This is a genomic window from Methanosarcina hadiensis (assembly GCF_046529725.1).
GTDB classification, from domain to species: Archaea; Halobacteriota; Methanosarcinia; order Methanosarcinales; family Methanosarcinaceae; genus Methanosarcina; species Methanosarcina hadiensis.
Window position 1 is genome coordinate 3,698,290 of record NZ_CP136241.1, and the last position, 20,957, is coordinate 3,719,246.

Genomic DNA, 20,957 nt, shown 5'->3' on the forward strand with positions numbered 1-20,957 from the left:
AAAGCAGAAAAAAAGGTTTTCTACTTCTCTTCCTCTATCGAAATTTCTTCCGATGAGCCCTGAAGAAGTAAAAGCTCGCGGCTGGAAGGAACTTGACGTTATCCTTGTCACCGGAGATGCCTACGTGGACCACTCCAGCTTCGGGACAGCAATAATAGGGCGAGTTCTTGAAGATGCCGGCTTCAGGGTGGGAATAATTGCCCAGCCGCGCTGGGAAAATCCTGAAGATTTCAAAAAACTTGGGAAACCCAGGCTTTTCTTTTCCGTGAGCGCTGGAAATACGGATTCCATGGTAAGCAACCTGACACCCGGACTTAAACCGCGGGATAAAGATGCATATTCTCCTGGGGGCAAAACAGGTCTTCGCCCTAACCGCGCAGCAATTATCTATTCAAACAGAATAAAGGAAACCTTTCCTGATGTGCCTATAATCCTCGGAGGAATTGAGGCTTCTTTACGGCGTTTTGCGCATTATGATTATCTTTCGGACAAAGTAAGGCAGTCAATTCTGGCTGATGCTCCTGCTGACCTTGTAATTTACAGTATGGGTGAACTCCAGATTGTGGAAATTGCAAAGCGCCTTCAAGCAGGAGAGGACATCAGAAACATTAAAGATATTCCCGGAACTGTCTGGAAGATGGAAGTCAAAGCCTGGAAAGAGCTTAAAGAAAAAAGCAAAGGGAAATCCGGAGAAAAAAATGAATCTGAAAACGTGACTGAGGATGTAGCCAGGAATGCATCTCCGGATCCGGCTGAATTTTTTAAGGAATATATCGAGATTCCTTCGTTTTCTGAAGTTTCCCAGGATAAAGCGGCCTTCGCAAAAGCTTTCCGCACATACTTCCTTGAACAGAATCCGGTTACTGGAAAAGGCATTGTTCAGCCTCACCCGAAAACCGTAATCATACAGAACAGGCCAATGCGCCCCCTTACAGAAGCGGAACTTGACCATGTTTATGAGCTTCCATATACAGGTGAAACCCATCCTTCCTACACTGAGCCTGTACCCGCCCTTGAGATGGTGAAATTCTCCCTGACAACGCATAGAGGCTGTTTTGGGGGCTGTTCTTTTTGTGCCATTACACAGCACCAGGGGCGCATGATTGCAAGCCGGAGCATTGAGTCCGTCTTGCGGGAGGCAAAAAAGCTTACGGAAAAGCCTGATTTTAAGGGCATAATCAACGGGGTCGGAGGTCCAACTGCAAATATGTACGGCATGAATTGCAATTCATGGGAAAAGAAAGGAGCATGCCTTGATAAAGCATGCCTCTACCCGCGCGTCTGCCCTGCACTCGATACGAGTCACAGGAAGCTGCTTGAATTGATGAAACGCCTGCGTGAGCTTCTGGGGGTCAGGCAGGTCTTTACAGGGTACGGCGTACGCTATGACCTTGCCCTTGAAGACGAGGAGTACTTGAAAGAACTCTGCGCCCATCATATCAGCGGGCAGCTTCGGATTGCGCCTGAACACTTCTCAGGGCGAGTAACCGATGCAATGTCCAAGCCCGGGAAGGAAGTCTATGAGAAGTTTGCAGACAGGTTTGCTGCCTTTAACAAAAAATGCGGCAAGGAACAATATGTTGTAAACTACCTGATGTCAGGCCACCCGGGATGTACTCTTAAAGATATGATCGAGATGGCAGAATATGTTCGGGACCATGGGGGCTATACCGAACAGGTTCAGGACTTCACACCAACTCCTATGACAGTGTCAACATGCATGTATTACACAGGGCTTGACCCGTTTACAGGCAAAAAAGTGTATGTTGCAAGGGAAAAGAAAGAAAAAGCGATGCAGAGAGCTCTTATGCATTACAGGAGTCCCGCGAACTATGAACTTGTGTACGAGGCTCTGGAAAAGGCAGGACGGCTTGACCTCGTAGGAAATGCCCATAAATGTTTGATAAGGAGAAAAGAAAAACAGCGAAAGTAACGGACTCAGTGAAACGGCAGGGATTTAAATAAACAGGATAGGAAAGAACCAGATTTTCATGAAAATCCAGGGTTTTCTCAAAGTTTCCCTCAAAATCCCTGACACTCTCTCATGAAAGCCTTCAGTTTTCCGCTTACCTGCCCGCAATAGGTATCCAGAGGCCTTTCCTTGATCTCGATTACAAGATTTGCCTCCCCGTCCCAGATAAATTGGGCAATTATACCATTGCCTTCGAGAGTTCCGGAATTTCCAGGTGAAGTTTCGATTCCAAAGGCCTGGAGTTTTTTCTTTACGCAGGAAAAAACCTCTGGAGTCACATTTCTAAACTTGATACCCTGGCAGCCTTCAGTGTCAATTTTTCTTTCACCCACACCTATCACAGACTCCCGGATTTCTTTTATGAACCGTGGCATTGTCTTACGAATTGCTTTATTTTCATGGCTGCAATTTCGCAGCTGACAATAAACGGTTTTTCTTTGATTGTAATTTTAAGATTGGACTGCCCATCCCATTCAAAATCTGCCACAATCCCGGATCCGGACAGTTCTCCCCTGTTCCCTGAAGGGACAGTGATTCCTGTCTCCTGAAGCTTTTTCTTCATGCATTTGAACGTATCAGGCGAAACGTTACGAAAATTTATCGGTTTACAGCTCATAGTTCTTTCCTTCCCTTCTATTTTCAAAGCTGAATTTCAACTGCAAGATTCAGTAGACAAAAGTCGTTTTTCGAGGATAAAAAAGATACTGTCGATAGAAGAAGAGAGTTTGCAGTTGTTTAATCTGAAAAAACAACGAAAACAAGGAAATCAAAGAGATAAAAAAGGACTTGAGCCGGATAAAGCCAGTCAAAATAAAAAATTATCTGAGACTAAAAATTATCTGAGATAAAAAACTAAACTCAGAAGGTCTGAACTTATTCCATTGCCATTGCCACAAGCTCTACAATATCGATAATCTCGATATCTCCGCCTGCATCTCTAAGGTTTCTCACGCAAAGGGGGCAGGAAGTGACTATGTAATCTACTCCTTCGGGTACATCTTCGAGCCTGTTTCTGGCAAGTTCCAGAGAGATATCAGGGTATCCGATCCTGACCCCGCCTCCACCGCCGCAGCAGCGCGAGTTTTCTTTAATATTTTTCATTTCTTTAAGAGTGCAGATAGCCTGAATAACCTTTCTGGGAGCATCATAGACCTTATTATGCCTGCCCAGGTGGCAGGGGTCATGGTAAGTTACCGTAAGGTCAAGGCGCTTCAGGTTAAGTTCTTCCAGGTGCTCGGCAAGGAATTCGGGAAGACTTATAACTCTGAGTTCTTCGGGATAGTTATTTTTCAGGGTTGTGTAGCAACCGGCACAGCTTGATATAATAGTATGAGCCCCTACATTTCGAATTTGCTCAAGATTATGCTGCATAACCTTTTCTGCCTCTTCCCTGAAACCCGTACGCAGGAGAGGGGACGCACAGCAATGCTCGTCCGGCAGGAGGGTAACTCCGAAATGTTGCAAGACTTTAAAAGCCTTTTTTGCAAATTCCGGATAACGGTAGGAGTCAAAACAACCTACAAAGTAGACATACTCCGACTTTGCCGGGAGCTTTGAACGTTCAGCCTCCGAAAGCCAGTGAAGGCGGCTCCTTGTTTCCCCAAAAGAATTGCCGCTGGTTGTAACTGCTGCCTTCAATTTTTCCTGGGCTTCGGTTGTTACACCGCATTTTACCAGCTGGGCACGGGCAGCTTCCACCACTTCAGGCGGGTTGGCTCCGGCAGGGCATTTGGCAGCACATATCCCGCAGGTCGTGCAGGAAGACAGGCTTTGAAGGACATCTTCTGAAGGGGCTCTGCCTTCGAGCAGGCTTTTAATGATAAGCATTCTTCCGCGCGTGTTGGCTGATTCCCAGCCTACCACATCAAAGACAGGGCAGACTGAACGGCAGGTTCCGCACTGTACACATTTATAAACTGAGCGGCGGTCAATTTCAAAGGGCAGCTTTTTGCTGTTTTTCTCACCTGCATCTTTTTCATTCAATTCTTCTGCCCTCCTGATTTCTTTTTTCATTTCGTCCTTTTTTCCTTCTTTTTTCATAATTTTCACAGCCCCAGCTTTCCAGGGTTCAGGATGCCCTTCGGGTCAAGGGCTTTCTTGATCGCACGCATTACTTCAATAGCAGGGCCCCACTGAGCTTCCATATATTCAGCCCTGGCTGCACCCACACCGTGTTCGGAACTGACTGTTCCTCCGAGTTCGATGGCAGTCCTGTGAACCATATCGGCAGCCCGGTTAAGACGGTCCCATTCATCGTTATTCAGGACATCAATAAAAAGGGCAAGATGCAGGTTTCCGTCTCCGATATGCCCATATTTCATGGCAGGAAGGTTGAATTTCTCGGAAATCTCCTGTGCCCTCCTGAGCAGTTCAGGAATTTTCTTTATGGGAACTCCGACATCTTCTCCTACATAAATTCTGGTTTTCGTGGGGTCAAGGCGGGAAACTGCAGCGCCGACAAGCTTTCTGGCAGCCCAGATATCTGCCATTTCCTTCTCGCTCTCAGCAAGCTTTATGGAAATAGCAAGAGGAGAGCAGACCTCTATTATCTGTTCCGCGGCCTCACGAGCTGAATTTTCAGTGCCGTCAACCTCGAAAAGAATAACATCGCCTTCCGAAGGCAGCACAAGTTCAGGATCATAGCGTTTAAGCACCTGCAGGGAAACACGGTCAAGGATCTCACAGGCTGAGGGGATAACCCCGTTTGAAAAGGTCTTTACAACCGCCTGCCCTGCAATTTCTGCGCTTCTAAAGGAAGCAATTACAAGTTTCCTGGTCTTCGGGAGAGGAGCGATTTTCAGGCTCGCTTTGGTGACAATTCCGAGCGTGCCTTCAGACCCTATCATAAGCTGAGTAAGGTCGTAGCCTGCAGCTGATTTGAGCATTTTTGAGCCTGTGTGGATAACAGTCCCATCCGCAAGCACAACTTCAAGATCACGGACATAATTTCTGGTCGTTCCGTATTTGACGCAGCGCATTCCGCTTGCATTGTAAGCTATCATGCCCCCGATAGTACACATTGCAGAACTGCCCGGATTAGGGGGAAAGAAAAATCCGTATGGTTTTAAGGCGTCATTAAGGGAATCCTGGATTATTCCAGGCTCTACGACTACCTGGATATTGTCAATATCGATCTCGAGGATGCGGTTCATTCCCGACATGTCCAGCACAATGCCCCCACTCACAGGGACCGCCCCCCCGGCAAGGCCTGTACCCGCACCCCTTGCAGTAACCGGGATTTCATTTTCATAGGCAAGCCTCAAAATGCGGCTGACCTCATCTGTGCTTTTTGGACGCACTACGTAATCAGGCATCCCTTTGACCTGGGATGCGTCAGAAGAATAACAATAAAGTTCAGAAGGCGAGACCGAGAGCCGTTCGCCAACGATTTTTCTAAGCTCTTCAGTTATATCCATTATAGACCTCAAATGTAGAATTCAGATGTGAAAAATAGAAAGTCTGTCACGGTTGGGACAGAAATGAGAGATAATTTGCAGCAGATAATCAATATTAATAATATATAAGAATATACCATCCTCCTTCCGGGATACATTTGAAATCCAGAAAGAGATTAAAGCTTTTCAGATCAGTGAAGAAAAAATAAAAGAAAGGTAAGAAAAACAGGAACTTTTTCAGAAAAAAATGCAGGGCAAACCTTTACATCCTGATAGACATAAGAGGACAGACATGACACAGTACTTTGAAGTAGAAAATAGGGATGGAGCAGCACGTATAGGAAAACTTCTGCTCTCTCCCGAACTCCGCACTCCCTGTGCCCTGCATACGGCAGCACTCGGAAACCTAGAAAATCCTGGGCCTGTTGTTGATGCAGGGAGTCTCTGGACTGTTAGCCAGGAAGAACTTCAAGAACGCATAAAAGAAATCCGCGAAATAACAGGAAAAGGAACTCTTATAATCCTTCCTCATCAGGCTTATCCTCCTGCTGTTCCGGCCGACTCGCTCGGAAAAGTAGAAACATTTACACCTCCAGATAATGAAAGCAGCGATGCTGAAGGTCCCATAGGTTCCCTTTTAAGAAATGGCGGAGATCTTCGGAAGAGCGATCTCTATATCATGGAGGGTGCAGGAACCCTGGAAAATAATGCTCGCAGGTTTCTGGAAAATTTAATAGATCTGAAGAGCCGCATCCCTCCTGATACTGCCCTGTACGCTCCAAACCTGGCACTTCCCGAAAATGCAGCAATGCTCGCTTATCTGGGAATCGATATAATGGATGATACAAAGGCAGAGATCGCAGCCTATTCTGATGTTTATCTCACTGCCGCTGGCAGCTTCTATCTTGATTCTCTGACAGAACTGCCGTGCAGGTGCAGAGTATGTGCTTCAACAACTCCCGCAGATCTCAGGACTCTCCCGAGAGCTGAAAGGGCAAAGCTTCTTGCAGCCCACAACAGGGATGCTCTTGATTCCGAACTCGCCCTTGTCAGGGAAAAGATCAGGGCAGGAAACCTGCGTGAATATGTGGAGGGACAGTGCAGAGTCAGGCCCTGGCTTACAGCCCTGTTACGCCTCGGGGACTTTGAATATTCTTACCTCGAAGGAAGGATTCCTGCTTTCCGGCAAAACCAGCTTCTTGCAGATACTTCTGAAGCTCTTTCAAGGATCGAAATTGTCAGGTTTGCACACCGCATACAGGAAAGGTATACGCCTCCTGACCTTGATGTCCTTTTGCTCCTTCCCTGTGCAGCAAGAAAACCCTACTCAACATCCCAGTCTCACCAGAAGTTTATCCTTACTCTTGGTAAATACCGGAAGTTTGTCCATGAGGTAATCATAACATCGCCCCTTGGAATCGTACCCAGAGAACTTGAACTCACTTATCCTGCAGCCCATTACGACACTGCAGTTACCGGACACTGGGATGAAGAGGAAAAATCCTGGGTTTCAGGCTGCCTTGAAGCATATCTCTTAAAGCACAGTTACAGGGCCATAGTTGCCCATGTGGATGGAGCATATAGAGAAATCTGTGAAAGGGTAGCTGAGAAGCTGGGAATCGAAATAGTCTATACTGCCGGAGAAAGCCTCACTTCTTACGAATCTCTTTCGAATCTGAAGAATACCGTTGAATCTATCTGTACATCCGGGGATTTCAGCAGGAAGAGCCAGAACGCCGAAGAAGAGAAAAGAAATTTCGTAAAAGCGGTTGCAAACTATCAATTTGGGGAAGGTTCAGGACATCTCTTTTCAGGAGAAGCAGAAAATTCCGTGGTAAAAGGCCGTTTTCCGAAGTACCAGCTTTTTGCCGGGAAAAAGCAGCTTGCAACTTTAGTCCCTCAATATGGGATGCTTGCCCTCTCCCCTGAAGGAGCGGAATTAGTACTAAAAAGTGAAAAGTATATAGTAAAAATTGATGACTTTGTCCCGCGGGGATCTATTCTTGCGCCAGGAGTGCTTGAGGCAGATCCCGGAATAAGACCCAATGATGAGGTAATAGTGCTTGGAAAAAAAGCGCTCTGCGTAGGCAGGGCTGCAATGAGCGGGAGAGAAATGGAAAAGTCAGGCAGAGGAGTTGCAGTAGACGTAAGGCATGTTAAAAAACTGTAATCCTGGTATTCGGTGAGAGGCAATTTCCCCTTCGAAGAAGTAATAAAATGGTAGAAATATATAATCATATCATGATAAGACGGTTCGCACCTGAGGATTTCCAGGAAATAGTCGAAATTGAGGAAGAGGCTTTTTCGGAGCATAACTCCCTGGTGTATATGAATTTCTATGAGATGGCTGGGGACGGCTTCCTGGTTGCAGAGCAGGACGGAAAAGTAGTGGGGTATGTGGTAGGTTACCGTTCGGCAGAAAACGAAGGGCATATATTCTCTGTCGGTGTTAAAAAAGAATACCGAGGACAGGGAATAGGCACCGAATTAATTCATGCCATATGCGATATCTTTGTTGCAAACGGGCTTAAATATGCAAGACTTGAAGTAAGAATCAGTAATACTACTGCACAAAAATTGTACAGATCAATAGGGTTCACATCATGCTGGACTGAAAAAAAGTATTATTCAGATGGAGAAGACGGTATGGTAATGAAAATGCATCTGCATCCATACCGCCTTTTGGTCTCAAAACAAAAATATATCGAACCCGCATTCTCGGACAACGAACTCTTTACTACTCTAAAGGGCCCTATCAGTTATTACCGATAAGCTTAATGACGGAATTCATCGAATCTCTCATATGGGAAGACGCTTCCTCAAAGATAGGATCGTCCCTGGACATGAGAGTGGCAAGCTCGCCTCCTAAAATAAAAATTGCGCGCTTGTGATCCGCCTTGCTTCTGTGTATGTGGACAGGGCTTATTGATAAAGCTTTGTAGTCGTCGAATTCGTGCGTTACACCGTGCCTCTCAAAGTACCTCTTCATTTGAGCCATATATGTGTGCAGTTGTATCAATTCTTCCTTGTGCATAGCGAACAGACCTACAATTTTACAAGATCAATTTAATATTATCTTGAACCGAATAAAAGAATTACCTGGGGACGTCTGCTTCCTAGTTCTTGTTAATAAATTTTTCTATATATTGTATATGAAAAATAATGAAAGATTAAGGATAAGAGTGTGAATTTTAGCACTATAGTGTGAAATCATACCAAATCGTGGTGACTTAACCGCAGATCAACATAAATGTTTCACATAAAATAAAAACAATGAGATAATTCTGAAAGAAAAACTGCTCTCAAAGAAAAACATATAAAAGCAATTTTTTAAAAGAATGAAAAGGTAGGAAGGACAAAAAACAGAAAGGACAAAAAATAGGAAAAAACAACAAATAGAAAGAACAAAAAATAGGAAAGAAAAGGAAGCAAATAGCCTCCTTAAAGCATACTTGAGGTCAGAACTTCCATATCTGCAGGAACTTTAGCTAGATTTCCGATTTTTACTCCTACGAGATTTTTGATTTCGTTGCTTGAAGCGATATCTACGAGCCGCTGCGTGATTACGCCATCAAAAACTACACTTTTCACATTGTTGCTGTAGTTCTTTAGTCTGCTTGCAAGATCTCTAACTGCAATTTCCTCTATTATCTTATCTTCGGAGTCCAGAATTCTTGCAGTCAATGTGCCTTTGAGAGCGTCAACATGCGGCCTGAACCTGGCAGCTTCCGGAGAGACAGGAGCCGGAACAGGTCTGGCAGGAGCCGGGGAAACCCTTACTGCCTCTCCACCAGGAACCTTTACAGCCGGGGCTTTCTCAGCTGCAGGCTTTCCTCGGGGAACTCGGGCAGCCGGAACCGCCCTTGTCATAACAGGCTTTGCAACAGCTGGTCTTGCCTCAACTTTTTCTGCTGTAGCAGGAGCTTTTTCAGCAGGTCTCTCGGGAATTCTTTCCGGAATTTTCTCAGAAACCGCTTCTTCTATTTCTTCAGGCAACTCCTCTTCATGAGTATCTGCCTTTGAGGATACCCTGTGAACCTTCACACGTTTATGCAGTTTCTTTTCAGCAATTCTGGGAACAATTTCCGGTGTTCTAATCTTTCTTTTGGAAACACGTTCCATTTTGCAAGCACTATCTTCGTTTTCTTTCTCCTGGATTCCGTATTTCTCTATAATCTGCTCTACCGGAACCTTGCGGCGAAGTGCCCTGATAATTTCTTTCTGAACCAGGTCTTCCACACCCTTGCCATCAGGAGCACGCGCGACATAGTCGATATCTGCCACCTGCAGAAGTTCGCGTATAATGAGTTCTCCGCCCCGGTCTCCATCCGTGAAAGCGGTTACTGTTTTCTTTTTAGTAAGTTCGGCAACCTCAGGCGGGATATTAGTCCCACCCACGCATATGGTATTTTTTATCCCATAGCGAAGGAGGTTCAGGATGTCAGCCCTGCCTTCGACAATGATAATAGCATCCGAATTAAGCACGTTCGGCCCGCAGGGTATCCTTGACTTGCCATAATAAGTCAGTTCATCTACCCTGACGGACTGCCTTACTTCATCGGCAAGTTCCTGAGATTCAGGCACAGTCTCATCGAACATTTTTGTGAAGATGAGTTTTGCCCTCTCAATGATTTTCTTACGTTTTACAGCCCTTACATCTTCCACCTGGTAAACCTCAATCTTGGCACTGCAGGGGCCTACCCTGTCAATGGTTTCCAGAGATGCTGCAAGAATGGATGTCTCGACCTTATCAAGGCTCGAAGGAACGAAGATATTTCCTTTGGTCTTTCCACCTTTAGCAGTGACCATTACCTCGATCCTTCCGATCCTTCCGGTTTTCTGCAAATCGCGTAGATCAAGGTCAGCTCCGAGCAGTCCTTCAGTCTGACCAAAAATTGCGCCCACGATATCAGGACGCTCAATAACTCCATCAGCATTGATCTTAGAGTGAATAATGTATTTTGTGGTATCAGTATTTTGCATATGAATTCTCCCAGAATTATTATAACGATTTATCATGAAGTATATATTATGAAAGGTCTTTTTCTTGATTGACTTTCTATTCTATTTTTTACTAATTGATAGGAAATAGTTTTTATACATCCTATCTGATGTACAGCTTTTTCCGGCTTCAGGCTCATTGTACTTCTATGTCAGTACAAAATTATCCTTTATATCCCTGGAAACGCGCTGGAGGCCCAAATAAGCCAGAGAATACAAAAGTAATAGTAAAATCAGATTAAAAACCAGATCAGGGATAATACACCCTTGAGAAGGCAGATTTCAGAATTAAAGATCTATTGAATCTTAATGTTGCCGGAAAAGGAAATTCCGTACTGTCTGCAACTGCCTGTTGCGCTTATGCCAGGAGAATAATAGTAAATAGAATACTTCCTGACTGTCTCTTGCTGAAAGTTCTTGCCTGCAAGATAATAACCAGATTAAATCAGTCTGGATTTAAAGCTCTTACAGATAGAACTGTTCTTTAACTCCGATAGAGTAAACAGACACCGTAATGTTGTACGGAAGTTTTCTGTTCCTGCCCGAAGGTCTTCGCCTTAACATAAGCTTTGATGGACCTGAGATAATTCTCAGAGCCTATAAGTCAATTATGTGTTTGGATTCAATCGCCTGATGTCTGGAGAGTTTCAGAGATATCCTTCTATGGGACAAAACTGAGGCGTGAGTAGATTAATGTCCCTGACGCCTTTTTTTTCTTAAATGTTAAACAAGTATCCTTAAACGATAAGTGGTAAGCAGTGAACGAATGCATCAGGTTTATTGAAAGCACTTTTTGACTTGAGGTTGTGGGTGATATTAATGTACAAGGTTATTTTTGGACTTATAGAACATTAGCCCTGAATTGGTAACGTATAATCTGAAATTTCTATTAAGTTTGCGTACACATTTAGTTATGTGAAATTCTTTACGAATCCAGCAGTGATGAATGGATGAAATTGTTAATTTTGATATGACCTGACAGAACAGCTCCCGTCCACCTTAAAGCAAATTCGGCAAAACAGGTATCCTGCACGTCACAAGTCTTAAATTCATATGTTTAATGCCTGCAGGATTTAAGAACTTTGTGGTTATTAAAGAAGTTAGTCAAACTTGAATTTTTTAATCTGTTTTTGATAAATTTAAGGAAAGCAACTTTTGGGAAAGTTTCTTAAGATTCTAAATAGCAGCTGATTGGAAAAATTTAGAAAAGTATTTATAAAACAAAATACTTGTAAAAATTTGAACGAGCGAGACAAATACACTGTTTTATATACTAACCCCCCCACTCCCAACTCGCTCGTTCAGACCCCCCCTTAAAGCTATTTATGTTTCGTTATTCCTGAAGGTACCTGAAATGATTATTTTTAAAAAAGAAGTATATTTTCAAAGGAAATGCTTCAAAACCCCTTCAGGAAGATTCTAACGCTTTCCGAATTTAAAAACATATAATAAGCGCAAAGCACCATTATGAAAAGCATGGGAAGCTATTCTGGTGTTAAAGATGCTGAATATGAAAACTCTCAAACAGAAGGCGATGTTCAGGAAAAAAACTCTGAAAAGGTCTCTGCACATATCCGGGCAGAAAAAGAGCTTATAAAAGTGGTCATTATAGGGGGAGGAGCCTGTGGGATGGCAGCTGCAACCAAAATTCGGAGGCAGAGTGATTTTGATATAACCGTACTTTCATGGGACTCTCACACAGCTTACAGCCACTGCGGAATTCCTTTTGTCCTGGGCAGGGAAATAGAAAGTTTTGAAAAACTGATTGTGAAGCCTCCTAGTTTTTTTAGAGAAAACAGAATCAATGTAAAGCTGAACGAGAAAGTTAAGTCGATAGACCTGACCGGACAGGTCGTTATAACAGGGGATAGGATCTATCCATTTGACAAACTGGTAATTGCTACGGGAAGCCTCCCCTTTATATCTCGCGAAAGCCGGGCTAACATTCTGCCTTACGGAATCTTTACATTAAGAAACCTTGCCGACGGCATGCTCTTTGGAAAAGCACTGGAAACTGCCCGGACTGTCTGCGTCGTAGGTGGAGGTACGATTGGAATCGAATGTGCTTCAGAACTTACAAAAAGGGGAATTAAAACTATACTTATAACCCGAAGCAAAGATCTGCTTTCCAGGCAATTTGATTCCGATATGTCTGCGATTGTCCGGACACATCTTGAGACCCTCGGTGTGGAAGTTATTACGGAGGAACCTGTAATTTTACCTGAAAACTTCTGGAAACAAAAAACCGTATTTATAAAAGACAGGCAACTCTATGCAGACCTGGTGCTCCTGGCAACAGGCATTAAACCCGAAACATGGCTTGCCAGAGAAGCAGGGATAAATATCGGAAAAGCGGAAGGAATAGTCGTAAACGAAATGCTTCAGGTAAAGGCAGGAGAGAAGTTCCTTTCTCACGTGTACGCAGGAGGCGAATGTGCTGAAGTTACTGACCTTGTAACAGGCGAGACAAAGCTGAGCCAGCTGGGAACAACAGCAAGGCGTATGGCAGATGTGATAGGAAACAATATTACAGGCAAACATTCAACTTTCGGATCTCTTGCTGAACCCTGGGTAGCCGTTGCCGGAGGGCTGCAGTTCGGAGGAGTCGGGCTTACATCCGGCCAGGCTGAAAAACAGGGGATAAAAATTGTAACAGGTTTTTCTCGAGGGCGCACCAGAGCTTCTTACTATCCGGGGAGAAAAGACCTCTACATAAAACTTTTTTTTAAAGGTGACTGCCTTGCAGGTGCGCAGCTTGCAGGAGGAGAAGGCATAAAAGAAAGGATTGATGCCCTTTCCCTTGCCATAAGAAAGAAAACAACAATTAAAGACCTCCTTAATCTTGAAACCTGTTATGCGCCTCCCATTTCCATGCTTGTTGATCCTCTCACTCCAGCCGTAAAAGCCGCAGTCAGAAATATGAGGGAAATTAAAGCAAAAGAAAAAGGTCCTGATAGAAGTCCTGATAGGAAACTGGATTAAAACAACTAAATCAAAACACGAAGAAGCTGGGAAAAACCCGGTAAAAGCTAAAAAGCCCAGTAAAAACTGAAAAAATATTGAATGGAAAAAAACACCGAGTGAAAAAAATACCAAATGGAAGATTTAATGATATTATAAGTGAAACAACGGGGAGAAGGAAATGATAGAAATTGACGGTTCTTATGGGGAAGGAGGAGGGCAGCTAGTCAGAACCGCTGTTGCGCTTTCAGCAGTTACCGGAAAGGAAATAAAGGTTACGAATATAAGGAAAAACAGACCAAACCCGGGCCTGAAACAGCAGCACCTTAAAGCTCTGGAAACTGCAGCTGAGATCTGCGGGGCACGGGTTTCAGGGCTTTTTCAGGGCTCATCGGAATTGTTTTTTGCTCCAGTGGAAATTAAGGGGGGCAAGTATAATATTGATATCGGGACCGCAGGAAGCATAACTCTTCTTTTGCAGTGCATTATGCCAGCCATGCCTTTTGCAAAAGAAAAGGTCGAATTAGCAATCAGAGGCGGGACTGATGTTTTATGGTCCCCGACAATTGACTATCTGAAGCATGTAACATTCAGGGCGCTTGAACAGCTTGGATATGCAGGCAGCGTAACCCTGAAAGAGCGCGGTTATTATCCCAGGGGAGGAGGAAATGTTTCAGCTGTCTTTGAACCCTGCAAGCTTCATGGCTTTCACTTCCGTAAGGCTGAAGAAAACAAAAGAACAGGAGAAGGCCTGACAGGTGAGGCAGATGTGAAGGGAGAACGGAGCCAGCAGGAAATCACAGGAATTTCACACGCATCTAACCTTCCTTCCCATGTACCAGCTCGCCAGGCTGAATCTGCCAGATCCCTGCTTCTTGAAACTGGATACACTTCCATAATTGAGGTCCAGTCACACGAATTGTTTTCCACGGGAAGCGGAATAACCCTCTGGACCGGTTACTGCGCGGGAAGTGCCCTTGGAAAGAGGGGTCTGCCTGCTGAGAAAGTAGGCAGAAGCGCTGCAGAAGAAGTTATTGAAGAGCTAAGAGCCGGAGCTGCCGTGGATACTCATCTGGCAGACCAGTTGATCCCGTATATGGCACTTGCAGGCAGCAGTTCTTATACTGTCCGGGAACTGACCCTGCATGCAGCAACAAATATCTGGGTTACAGAGCAGTTCCTGGATGTGAAATTCAAAATAGAGGAAAAAGAAGGCCTCTTTGAAGTATCGGTAGATTGATAAAAAGGTAAAAGCGGGAAAAAAGAAAAAAGAAGATAACATCAGAAAAGTAGTAAATAAGGATAGATTAGTCCTAAAATAAGGAGAAATTAGTCCTCGAGCACATAAAGGTACTCGGGAGGTATTTTGTCTGCAAGCACGATGTAATCTGTTGCAAGCTTCAGAGAAATTCCGTCATCCTGAGCTTTAAACGCATCAACCTGCAGGATCACAGGGCTCTCAGTGTGAATAAGGGCAACTTCAGCTGCTTTTTCATATGTAGTACTGAGATGCACATAACGCTGTTTTATAGGGAAAATTCCATTCTCAATAAGCATATCCACTTCTTCAGGACTTGCCCCATAATACACATATGGGGTATCACTTTCTTCATAATCAAGATCAACGTTAACCGAATGTCCGTAACGCGCCCTGATCATGGGCCCACTAATTTGATACCTTCCTTTTTCGTCAGACTCGACAAGGGCATAAAGGTATTCTTTTCTCATCCAGTTATAACGCTTTTTCATGACTTCACAGAAAGCGTTCAGGTCTACCCAGCCGCACCTATCCATTTTAACCCCTGCAGATGCCGGAAAGTGCCGGAGAGTACCGGATACGAATCTGCCAAGCTTTTCCTCTCTGCCGTCATCAAGCACGTATCTACCAGGGCGTTTACACTGCTGACAGCTGCCTCCTCTAAAATAGCCGTGCTCAGTGCATTTTCGAATCATGATATCACGTACATAATGAAACCTTACCATAAATAAGGTTTTGTTTTAATTAACGTTATTTCTTAAAACTGGTTTTTCGAAAGAGAGTTTTTGGGTTTGCCTTAAAACTTCCTTCTCTTTTAGAGAGCTTTCTTTTTTAGAGAGCTCCCGCAACCCCAGAAGCTCTTATGTGTGAGAATACTTTCACCCCACATACGGTAATCTTTAGTAAGACGCCTTACATACCTTATCAGGAGACCCTTAAAAAATAGTAATCTTTAAAAACCGGAAAAGAAAGGACTTACCAATAATATTTAATTTTCAGGGATATTCTTATTATGCATTAGCAAAAGGACATGTAGATTCTGGTTTATTTCTTATACGAGACCAAGAACATATTCACCCTAAATTTAAACATATAATCCGAATTTTATATCAAGCCTGACCTGAAACATTCAGATACCTGAAATGCTTCATACTCAAATGCTTTGAGTTTTGAAATAAGGCTTATGTAACGCTCTTTCAGGCACCTATGCCTGATCCCAAGGCAAGTACATATATTAAAAATACCACCAAGCATGAAAATAAGCTTTAATAATTAAGGGAGTAACATGACAGATATTGAAACTATTTACAAGAAGCTCAGCCACGTCATAAGTAGAGAGGATTTCCTGCACCGCACGCAGGAAAAAGTCGAAAATATGGGTGGGCTCTGTGATGAAGCAATGGCAGCTATGCTGGTCGCCAATGAGCTGGGATTCTCAGATGCGGGCAGGGATAATATAAAAATAGAAAGTATCACCCCCGAGAGCGGACCTGTTAATTTTATTGCAAGAATTATTTCAGTTTTCGATACTAAAGAATTCACACGGAATGACGGGACTATAGGGAGAGTGGGAAACCTTATAGTCGGAGACGAGACAGGAAAAGTGAAATTAACTTTATGGGACAACATGGCAGACCTGATAAAAACGGGAAAGGTAAAAGCAGGACAAACCGTTCAGGTCAGCGGATTTGCCAAGCAGGGGTACTCGGGAGTGGAAGTTAATATCGGCAATAATGGGGTGCTGACCGAAAGTGAAGAAGAGATTGATGTGGTTTCGAGCAGCCATAAAATAAAGGATATAAAAGATGGCATGGGAGACCTGAACCTTACTGGAAAGGTACTCGAAGTCTCGGAAGTCAGAACCTTCCAGCGTAAAGATGGGAACAGCGGAAGAGTTGGTAACCTGACAATTGGAGATGAAACAGGTACACTTCGAGTGACTCTCTGGGACGAAAAAACCGATTTCCTGAATCAGATTGAGTATGGGGACACTGTTGAGCTCGTTAATGCTTACGCCAGGCAAAATGCCTTTACCCAGAAAATTGAACTGCAAATAGGAAACAGGAGCATAATAAGGAAAAGTGAAAAGAAAGTCGAATACGAAGAGGAATTTACCCCTGTTGCAGATATAAAAGCTGAAATGAATAATATTAATGTCTCCGGAAGGGTGCTTGATATCTCAGAAGTCAGGACTTTCGAGAAAAAGGACGGATCTGCTGGAAGAGTTGGAAATATCCTGTTAGGGGATTCCACAGGCAAAATAAGATTGACAGTCTGGGATGAGAAAACTGATTTTCTTGAAGAAATCGACTTTGATGAAACCGTTGAAGTCCTTAACGCTTATTCCCGGGAAAACGCTTTCAACCAGCAGGTTGAACTCAGCCTGGGAGCCAGAGGAACAATTCAAAGAAGTGAAAAAAAGGTTGATTACAGAGAGAAATTTACTGACATTGTTAATATCGTCCCCGGGGAAAGTTACTCTGTGCAGGGAAAAGTTTCCGAGATAGGAGAACTTAGAGAATTTGAAAAAGAAGACGGAACCGGAAATTTGGTTGCAAACCTTCAGCTTAAAGATGAGACAGGCAGCATCCGGCTGACTCTCTGGGGAGAACAGGCGTATGTAATAGAAGACCTGGATATTGATTCCGAAATTCAGATTATTGATGCATATGCCAAGTATGGGCTGAACGAAGAAATGGAACTGAGTGTTGGAAACAGGAGTAGAGTGATTATTCTTTGATCATTCTTCTTTGATCATTCCCCTGTCTTCTTTTATTTAAGCTCTCTCATTTTTAATTTCTTGCTTTCAATCGGTTTATTTAATTTTTTATCATTTGTCGGCTTTCAATGTTTAATTTTATACTATTATGTGTTTTATATTAATTTTTTACATACTATTATATATCTTTTATTAATTTTTTACATACTATTATGTGTCTTATATTAATTTTTTACAGCCAACTTTTTATTATTTTATTTTTATATATTTTTGCAGGATGACTATTCAATTCTGTTTTGATTTTTACGTTAGGCCCTTTTCTGACCATGCTTAGTCAATCAAATCTTTGTTTTCTTCACTTAACATTTATACTTTTATTTGTTATTTAGATTTTTTTTAGTTCCTATTTTGTTTTATTTTAGAATTTGGCAGTTTTAAGCCCGAATTTTTACAGCCAAAAAGTAGAGAAGTGAGTTCCAGTGGAAATATAGGGGTTAGAAAAATTTCCTGTGAGAAAAATCAATAGCATTCTAAATATAATTCAAAGCGTTTTATTACTAATAATATTTTTTTGAAAATTATATTTTCTCTCTGCTAATTCTCCCTAATATTTTTTCAAGATAATTCTATATTTTTCATTTTGAGCAAAAATCTCCAGTGGAAATAAAGGGGTCATGAAAAAATTCCTGCCTGACTCTCAGAAACCTCCTGCGAAAAAAACAAAAAACTAAGCTATAAAAAAGGTTGCTGCACCTTTTTGGGTAAAACTGTAATCTCTATTAAAAAGAAATGCCGTTATCATTATGTACCATTGACTCGTATATAATAAATGTCATAAAAAGGTCTTAGAAGTGTCGGGAAGAAGGATTGGAGGGTGCAATCAAAATAATATGTCTGAAATGACCTGCTCCATCAGAAATCCGATTTTCAATATCTACGTTTTTGGTCTTTGTCAACAATAAAATTTAAAGCAAGCTTGAATGTTTTCCAGAAAAACCATAAGCTTGAAAGACCTTATTGTAAACTGCAGGCTAAGGCACCTGAACAAAGGGGGACGGCATTCAATGGTAGATGATCCTAAAAAGGATACAGATACTGATAGGGGGAGAGATGTCGATATTCAAAGGGCGGATAGCCCTACAAGTGAGATAGATGCCGATAAGGTAAGAGGTTCTGGCATTCACGACAGAGAGCTCGAAAGAGAACTCTCAGTTGCTGAAGTTATGAATAAAGCAGTAATAGTGATGGATATCAACTCAGATAGTCCTGCTATTGCACGAGAAATGGTCAGCCGTGATGCAGGAAGCGTTATCGTCACAGAGAATGGCTCAGCTATGGGAATCATAACTGAAAGAGACTTTGTGAAAGGTATCATTGCTCAGAACAGAAAACCAGGCGAAGTTAATGCGAGCGAGATTCTCTCCACACCTCTGGTAACCGTAGACCCTGCAACCAGTATAGATAAAGCTTCCAGAATCATGTTAAAAGCAAATATAAAGAGGCTTCCAGTCATCGAAAATGGGGTAATAATAGGAGTGATCTCGAATACTGATATCCTGATGGTAACACCCGGACTCAATACTATCCTCAAAGACCTTATCGATATGAATAGGGAGACTCTACTTTCTATTCCTCCAAAAGAAGAGATGCCGAATGTAGAGAATTCCAGAATAAATGTATGCGAATCATGTGATTCTTTCTCCATTGATACCAGGTATGTAGACGGCAGGTATTTATGTGGAAACTGTCGGCATGAAAGGGATATGGAGGGGGACAGAGGGAAATATGCTGGTATTCATAGACGAGAGATCGGTAAAGTTTCGGTTGCTCAGGTTATGAATAAGGCAGTCATAGTAATGGATATCAGCTCAGATGCTTCTGCAATTGCAAGAGAAATGATCAGCCGTGATGCAGGAAGCGTTATCATTACGGAGAATGACCTTGCTATGGGGATAGTAACTGAAAGGGATCTGGTGAGAGGAATTGTTATGGAGGACAGAAAGCCGGATGAGATAGACGTAAGTGAACTCCTCTCAAGCCCTCTTATAACCGTAGATCCCGAGAAAAGTATTACAGATGCTTCCGAAATCATGTTAAAATCAAATATTAAAAGGCTGCCAGTCCTGAAAGACACAACAATAATAGGAGTGATTTCGAACACTGATATCCTGATGGTAACACCCGGGCTTAATACAATTCTTAAAGACCTTATTGATATGAACAGAGAAGCTCTACTTTCTATCCCGTCGATTGAAGAGATTTCAGAGCCAGAGAATTTTCAATCGGGTATATGTGAATCCTGTTATACTTTCTCGTATGACCTTAAATTAGTGAACGGAGAGTATATATGCGGAAGATGTCGGGAAGAAGTAGGGGAGAATTACGAGTAATTCACTATCTTGAAAAAATACTGTAAAAAAGTACTGAAAAGTACCGGATTTCCAATTTGAAGTTGAGCAGTATCAGATATTAGAGCAGTACCAGATATTAGAGCAGTACCAGATATTAGAGCAGTACCAGATATTAGAGCAGTACCAGATATTAGATTTATCCAGAATATTCCGGTTCTAATATAAAGGAAACAGGATAAAGAAAGCAGGAAGGCAAACAATGAATGTCAGCGAGATTATGTCAGAAGGGCCTGTAAGTATCAAAGATGGGGAATTTGTAACTCACGCCCGTCAGCTGATGCGTGACTACTTCCTTCGAAGTGTCATTGTCGTTGATGAAGGAAACAGGCTTGTGGGAATGCTAAATGATCAGGATATAATGAATATCACATCCACGCGCTCAAACGTTACAGTGAGCGGATACGCGAGACAGTCCCCGACAATCACTCCGGATATGGATGTTGTAAAAGCTGCGAGGCTAATGGTGCAATCGAAACAGAACAGGGTTCCGGTTGTAAAGTCAACAACTGACCGAACGGTCGTGGGAATTCTCAGTGATGTGGACATTCTCAGAAATGTAGAGCTCCCTAAAAATGCTTCAAAAACTATAGAAGCCATTATGACAAAAAAGGTCAAAACCTGTTCTCCAGATGAAAGAGTCTCTAAGGTCTGGAATTTTATGATAGAAACGGATTACACCGGCATTCCGGTAGTTTCAAAGAAGGGAGACCCCATTGGAATGATAACCAGAAGGGATATAATTAAATCAGGTGCCCTGCGGATTGAAGTGGAGGATGATAGGCGAACGAGGCCAAATGAGAGTCCCAAAGTTGAGAGGTTTATGTCGACTCCTGCTTACACTCTTTCCGAAAATGATTCAATTAAGAATGCGATTGAACTGGTTGTCCAGCGAGATGTAGGAAGAGTAACCGTGGTAAACGAACAGGGCAAAATATCCGGAATTGCTGATAGACAGGACTTGCTTGAATCCATAGTTAAAGGATGGACTGAGTAATCCCGAGGCGCAAAAAACTTAGATTCTCACTCAAAAAGATTATAACGATTAAAGATTATAATTAGTAATTACAGATTGGCAAACAGGAGTAAGTGTTCAGAAAGATTCGAGAAAAGATTGCTGTAGGCTTTGTTTGTCTCCACACAACTATGGCCGTGAGGCAGCGATTAATGCTTCAGGAGAAGTCCCTGCAAAATGCAGGTAGAGGAAAAACGGAAGATGAAAAAAGCAATTAACTGCAACTCG

General features: G+C 42.8%; 16 protein-coding genes. 9 read left to right on the forward strand and 7 right to left on the reverse strand.

What is annotated here, in order from left to right; translation table 11 throughout:
- Positions 1–52 precede the first annotated feature (52 nt).
- Positions 53–1,933: a YgiQ family radical SAM protein gene (locus RSJ42_RS15885; RefSeq protein WP_410510393.1), complete on the forward strand. Its 1,881-nt coding sequence runs from the start codon at positions 53–55 to the stop codon at positions 1,931–1,933.
- 89 nt (positions 1,934–2,022) lie between these two features.
- Here RSJ42_RS15885 and RSJ42_RS15890 read toward each other — a convergent pair whose 3' ends face one another.
- Both RSJ42_RS15890 and RSJ42_RS15895 read right to left on the reverse strand, forming a co-directional pair.
- Positions 2,023–2,346, reverse strand: a complete 324-nt coding sequence (locus tag RSJ42_RS15890; protein WP_410508226.1) for a hypothetical protein — start codon at positions 2,344–2,346, stop codon at positions 2,023–2,025.
- On the reverse strand, positions 2,331–2,534 hold the full coding sequence (locus RSJ42_RS15895; protein WP_410508227.1) for a hypothetical protein: 204 nt from the start codon (positions 2,532–2,534) through the stop codon (positions 2,331–2,333). Before RSJ42_RS15895 ends, RSJ42_RS15890 begins: the two co-directional genes overlap by 16 nt.
- On the opposite strand from RSJ42_RS15895, the gene RSJ42_RS15900 reads away from it, so the two are divergent.
- On the forward strand, positions 2,533–2,820 hold the full coding sequence (locus RSJ42_RS15900; protein ID WP_410508228.1) for a hypothetical protein: 288 nt from the start codon (positions 2,533–2,535) through the stop codon (positions 2,818–2,820). The genes RSJ42_RS15895 and RSJ42_RS15900 overlap by 2 nt on opposite strands.
- A 25-nt stretch (positions 2,821–2,845) precedes the next feature.
- Here the strand turns inward: RSJ42_RS15900 and RSJ42_RS15905 are convergent, their stop codons facing one another.
- Together RSJ42_RS15905 and RSJ42_RS15910 are read right to left on the reverse strand one after the other, a co-directional pair.
- Positions 2,846–4,012 carry a (Fe-S)-binding protein gene (locus RSJ42_RS15905; protein ID WP_410508229.1) on the reverse strand — a complete coding sequence of 389 codons (1,167 nt, stop codon included), beginning with the start codon at positions 4,010–4,012 and terminating at the stop codon, positions 2,846–2,848.
- Positions 4,013–4,017: 5 nt separating this feature from the next.
- A complete protein-coding gene (locus RSJ42_RS15910; RefSeq protein WP_410508230.1) occupies positions 4,018–5,388 on the reverse strand; it encodes an FAD-binding oxidoreductase in 1,371 nt (456 codons plus the stop codon).
- Positions 5,389–5,659: 271 nt separating this feature from the next.
- Between RSJ42_RS15910 and arcS the strand changes: the two genes are divergently transcribed.
- Positions 5,660–7,537, forward strand: a complete 1,878-nt coding sequence (gene arcS, locus RSJ42_RS15915; protein WP_410508231.1) for an archaeosine synthase subunit alpha — start codon at positions 5,660–5,662, stop codon at positions 7,535–7,537.
- 71 nt (positions 7,538–7,608) lie between these two features.
- Complete coding sequence (gene rimI / locus RSJ42_RS15920; protein WP_410508232.1) at positions 7,609–8,139, forward strand: ribosomal protein S18-alanine N-acetyltransferase; 531 nt, start codon at positions 7,609–7,611, stop codon at positions 8,137–8,139.
- Here the strand turns inward: rimI and RSJ42_RS15925 are convergent.
- A complete protein-coding gene (locus RSJ42_RS15925) occupies positions 8,123–8,401 on the reverse strand; it encodes a UPF0058 family protein (protein ID WP_410508233.1) in 279 nt (92 codons plus the stop codon). The genes rimI and RSJ42_RS15925 overlap by 17 nt on opposite strands.
- 407 nt (positions 8,402–8,808) lie before the next feature.
- Complete coding sequence (gene dnaG / locus RSJ42_RS15930; RefSeq protein WP_410508234.1) at positions 8,809–10,350, reverse strand: DNA primase DnaG; 1,542 nt, start codon at positions 10,348–10,350, stop codon at positions 8,809–8,811.
- Positions 10,351–11,835: 1,485 nt separating this feature from the next.
- Here dnaG and RSJ42_RS15935 point away from each other — a divergent pair.
- Both RSJ42_RS15935 and rtcA read left to right on the forward strand, forming a co-directional pair.
- The gene (locus RSJ42_RS15935) at positions 11,836–13,350 is read left to right on the forward strand and encodes an NAD(P)/FAD-dependent oxidoreductase (protein ID WP_410508235.1); all 1,515 of its coding nucleotides are present in this window, start codon (positions 11,836–11,838) and stop codon (positions 13,348–13,350) included.
- A gap of 160 nt (positions 13,351–13,510) precedes the next feature.
- Complete coding sequence (gene rtcA, locus RSJ42_RS15940; RefSeq protein ID WP_410508236.1) at positions 13,511–14,569, forward strand: RNA 3'-terminal phosphate cyclase; 1,059 nt, start codon at positions 13,511–13,513, stop codon at positions 14,567–14,569.
- 89 nt (positions 14,570–14,658) lie between these two features.
- Here rtcA and RSJ42_RS15945 read toward each other — a convergent pair whose 3' ends face one another.
- Complete coding sequence (locus tag RSJ42_RS15945) at positions 14,659–15,282, reverse strand: RNA 2'-phosphotransferase (RefSeq protein WP_410510394.1); 624 nt, start codon at positions 15,280–15,282, stop codon at positions 14,659–14,661.
- A gap of 590 nt (positions 15,283–15,872) precedes the next feature.
- Here RSJ42_RS15945 and RSJ42_RS15950 point away from each other — a divergent pair.
- The 3 genes from RSJ42_RS15950 (at position 15,873) to RSJ42_RS15960 (ending at position 20,711) form a co-directional block, all read left to right on the forward strand.
- Positions 15,873–17,327 carry a replication factor A gene (locus RSJ42_RS15950; protein WP_410508237.1) on the forward strand — a complete coding sequence of 485 codons (1,455 nt, stop codon included), beginning with the start codon at positions 15,873–15,875 and terminating at the stop codon, positions 17,325–17,327.
- A 1,043-nt stretch (positions 17,328–18,370) separates the two neighbouring features.
- A complete protein-coding gene (locus RSJ42_RS15955; protein WP_410508238.1) occupies positions 18,371–19,696 on the forward strand; it encodes a cyclic nucleotide-binding/CBS domain-containing protein in 1,326 nt (441 codons plus the stop codon).
- A gap of 220 nt (positions 19,697–19,916) precedes the next feature.
- On the forward strand, positions 19,917–20,711 hold the full coding sequence (locus RSJ42_RS15960; RefSeq protein WP_410508239.1) for an HPP family protein: 795 nt from the start codon (positions 19,917–19,919) through the stop codon (positions 20,709–20,711).
- Positions 20,712–20,957: the final 246 nt, after the last annotated feature.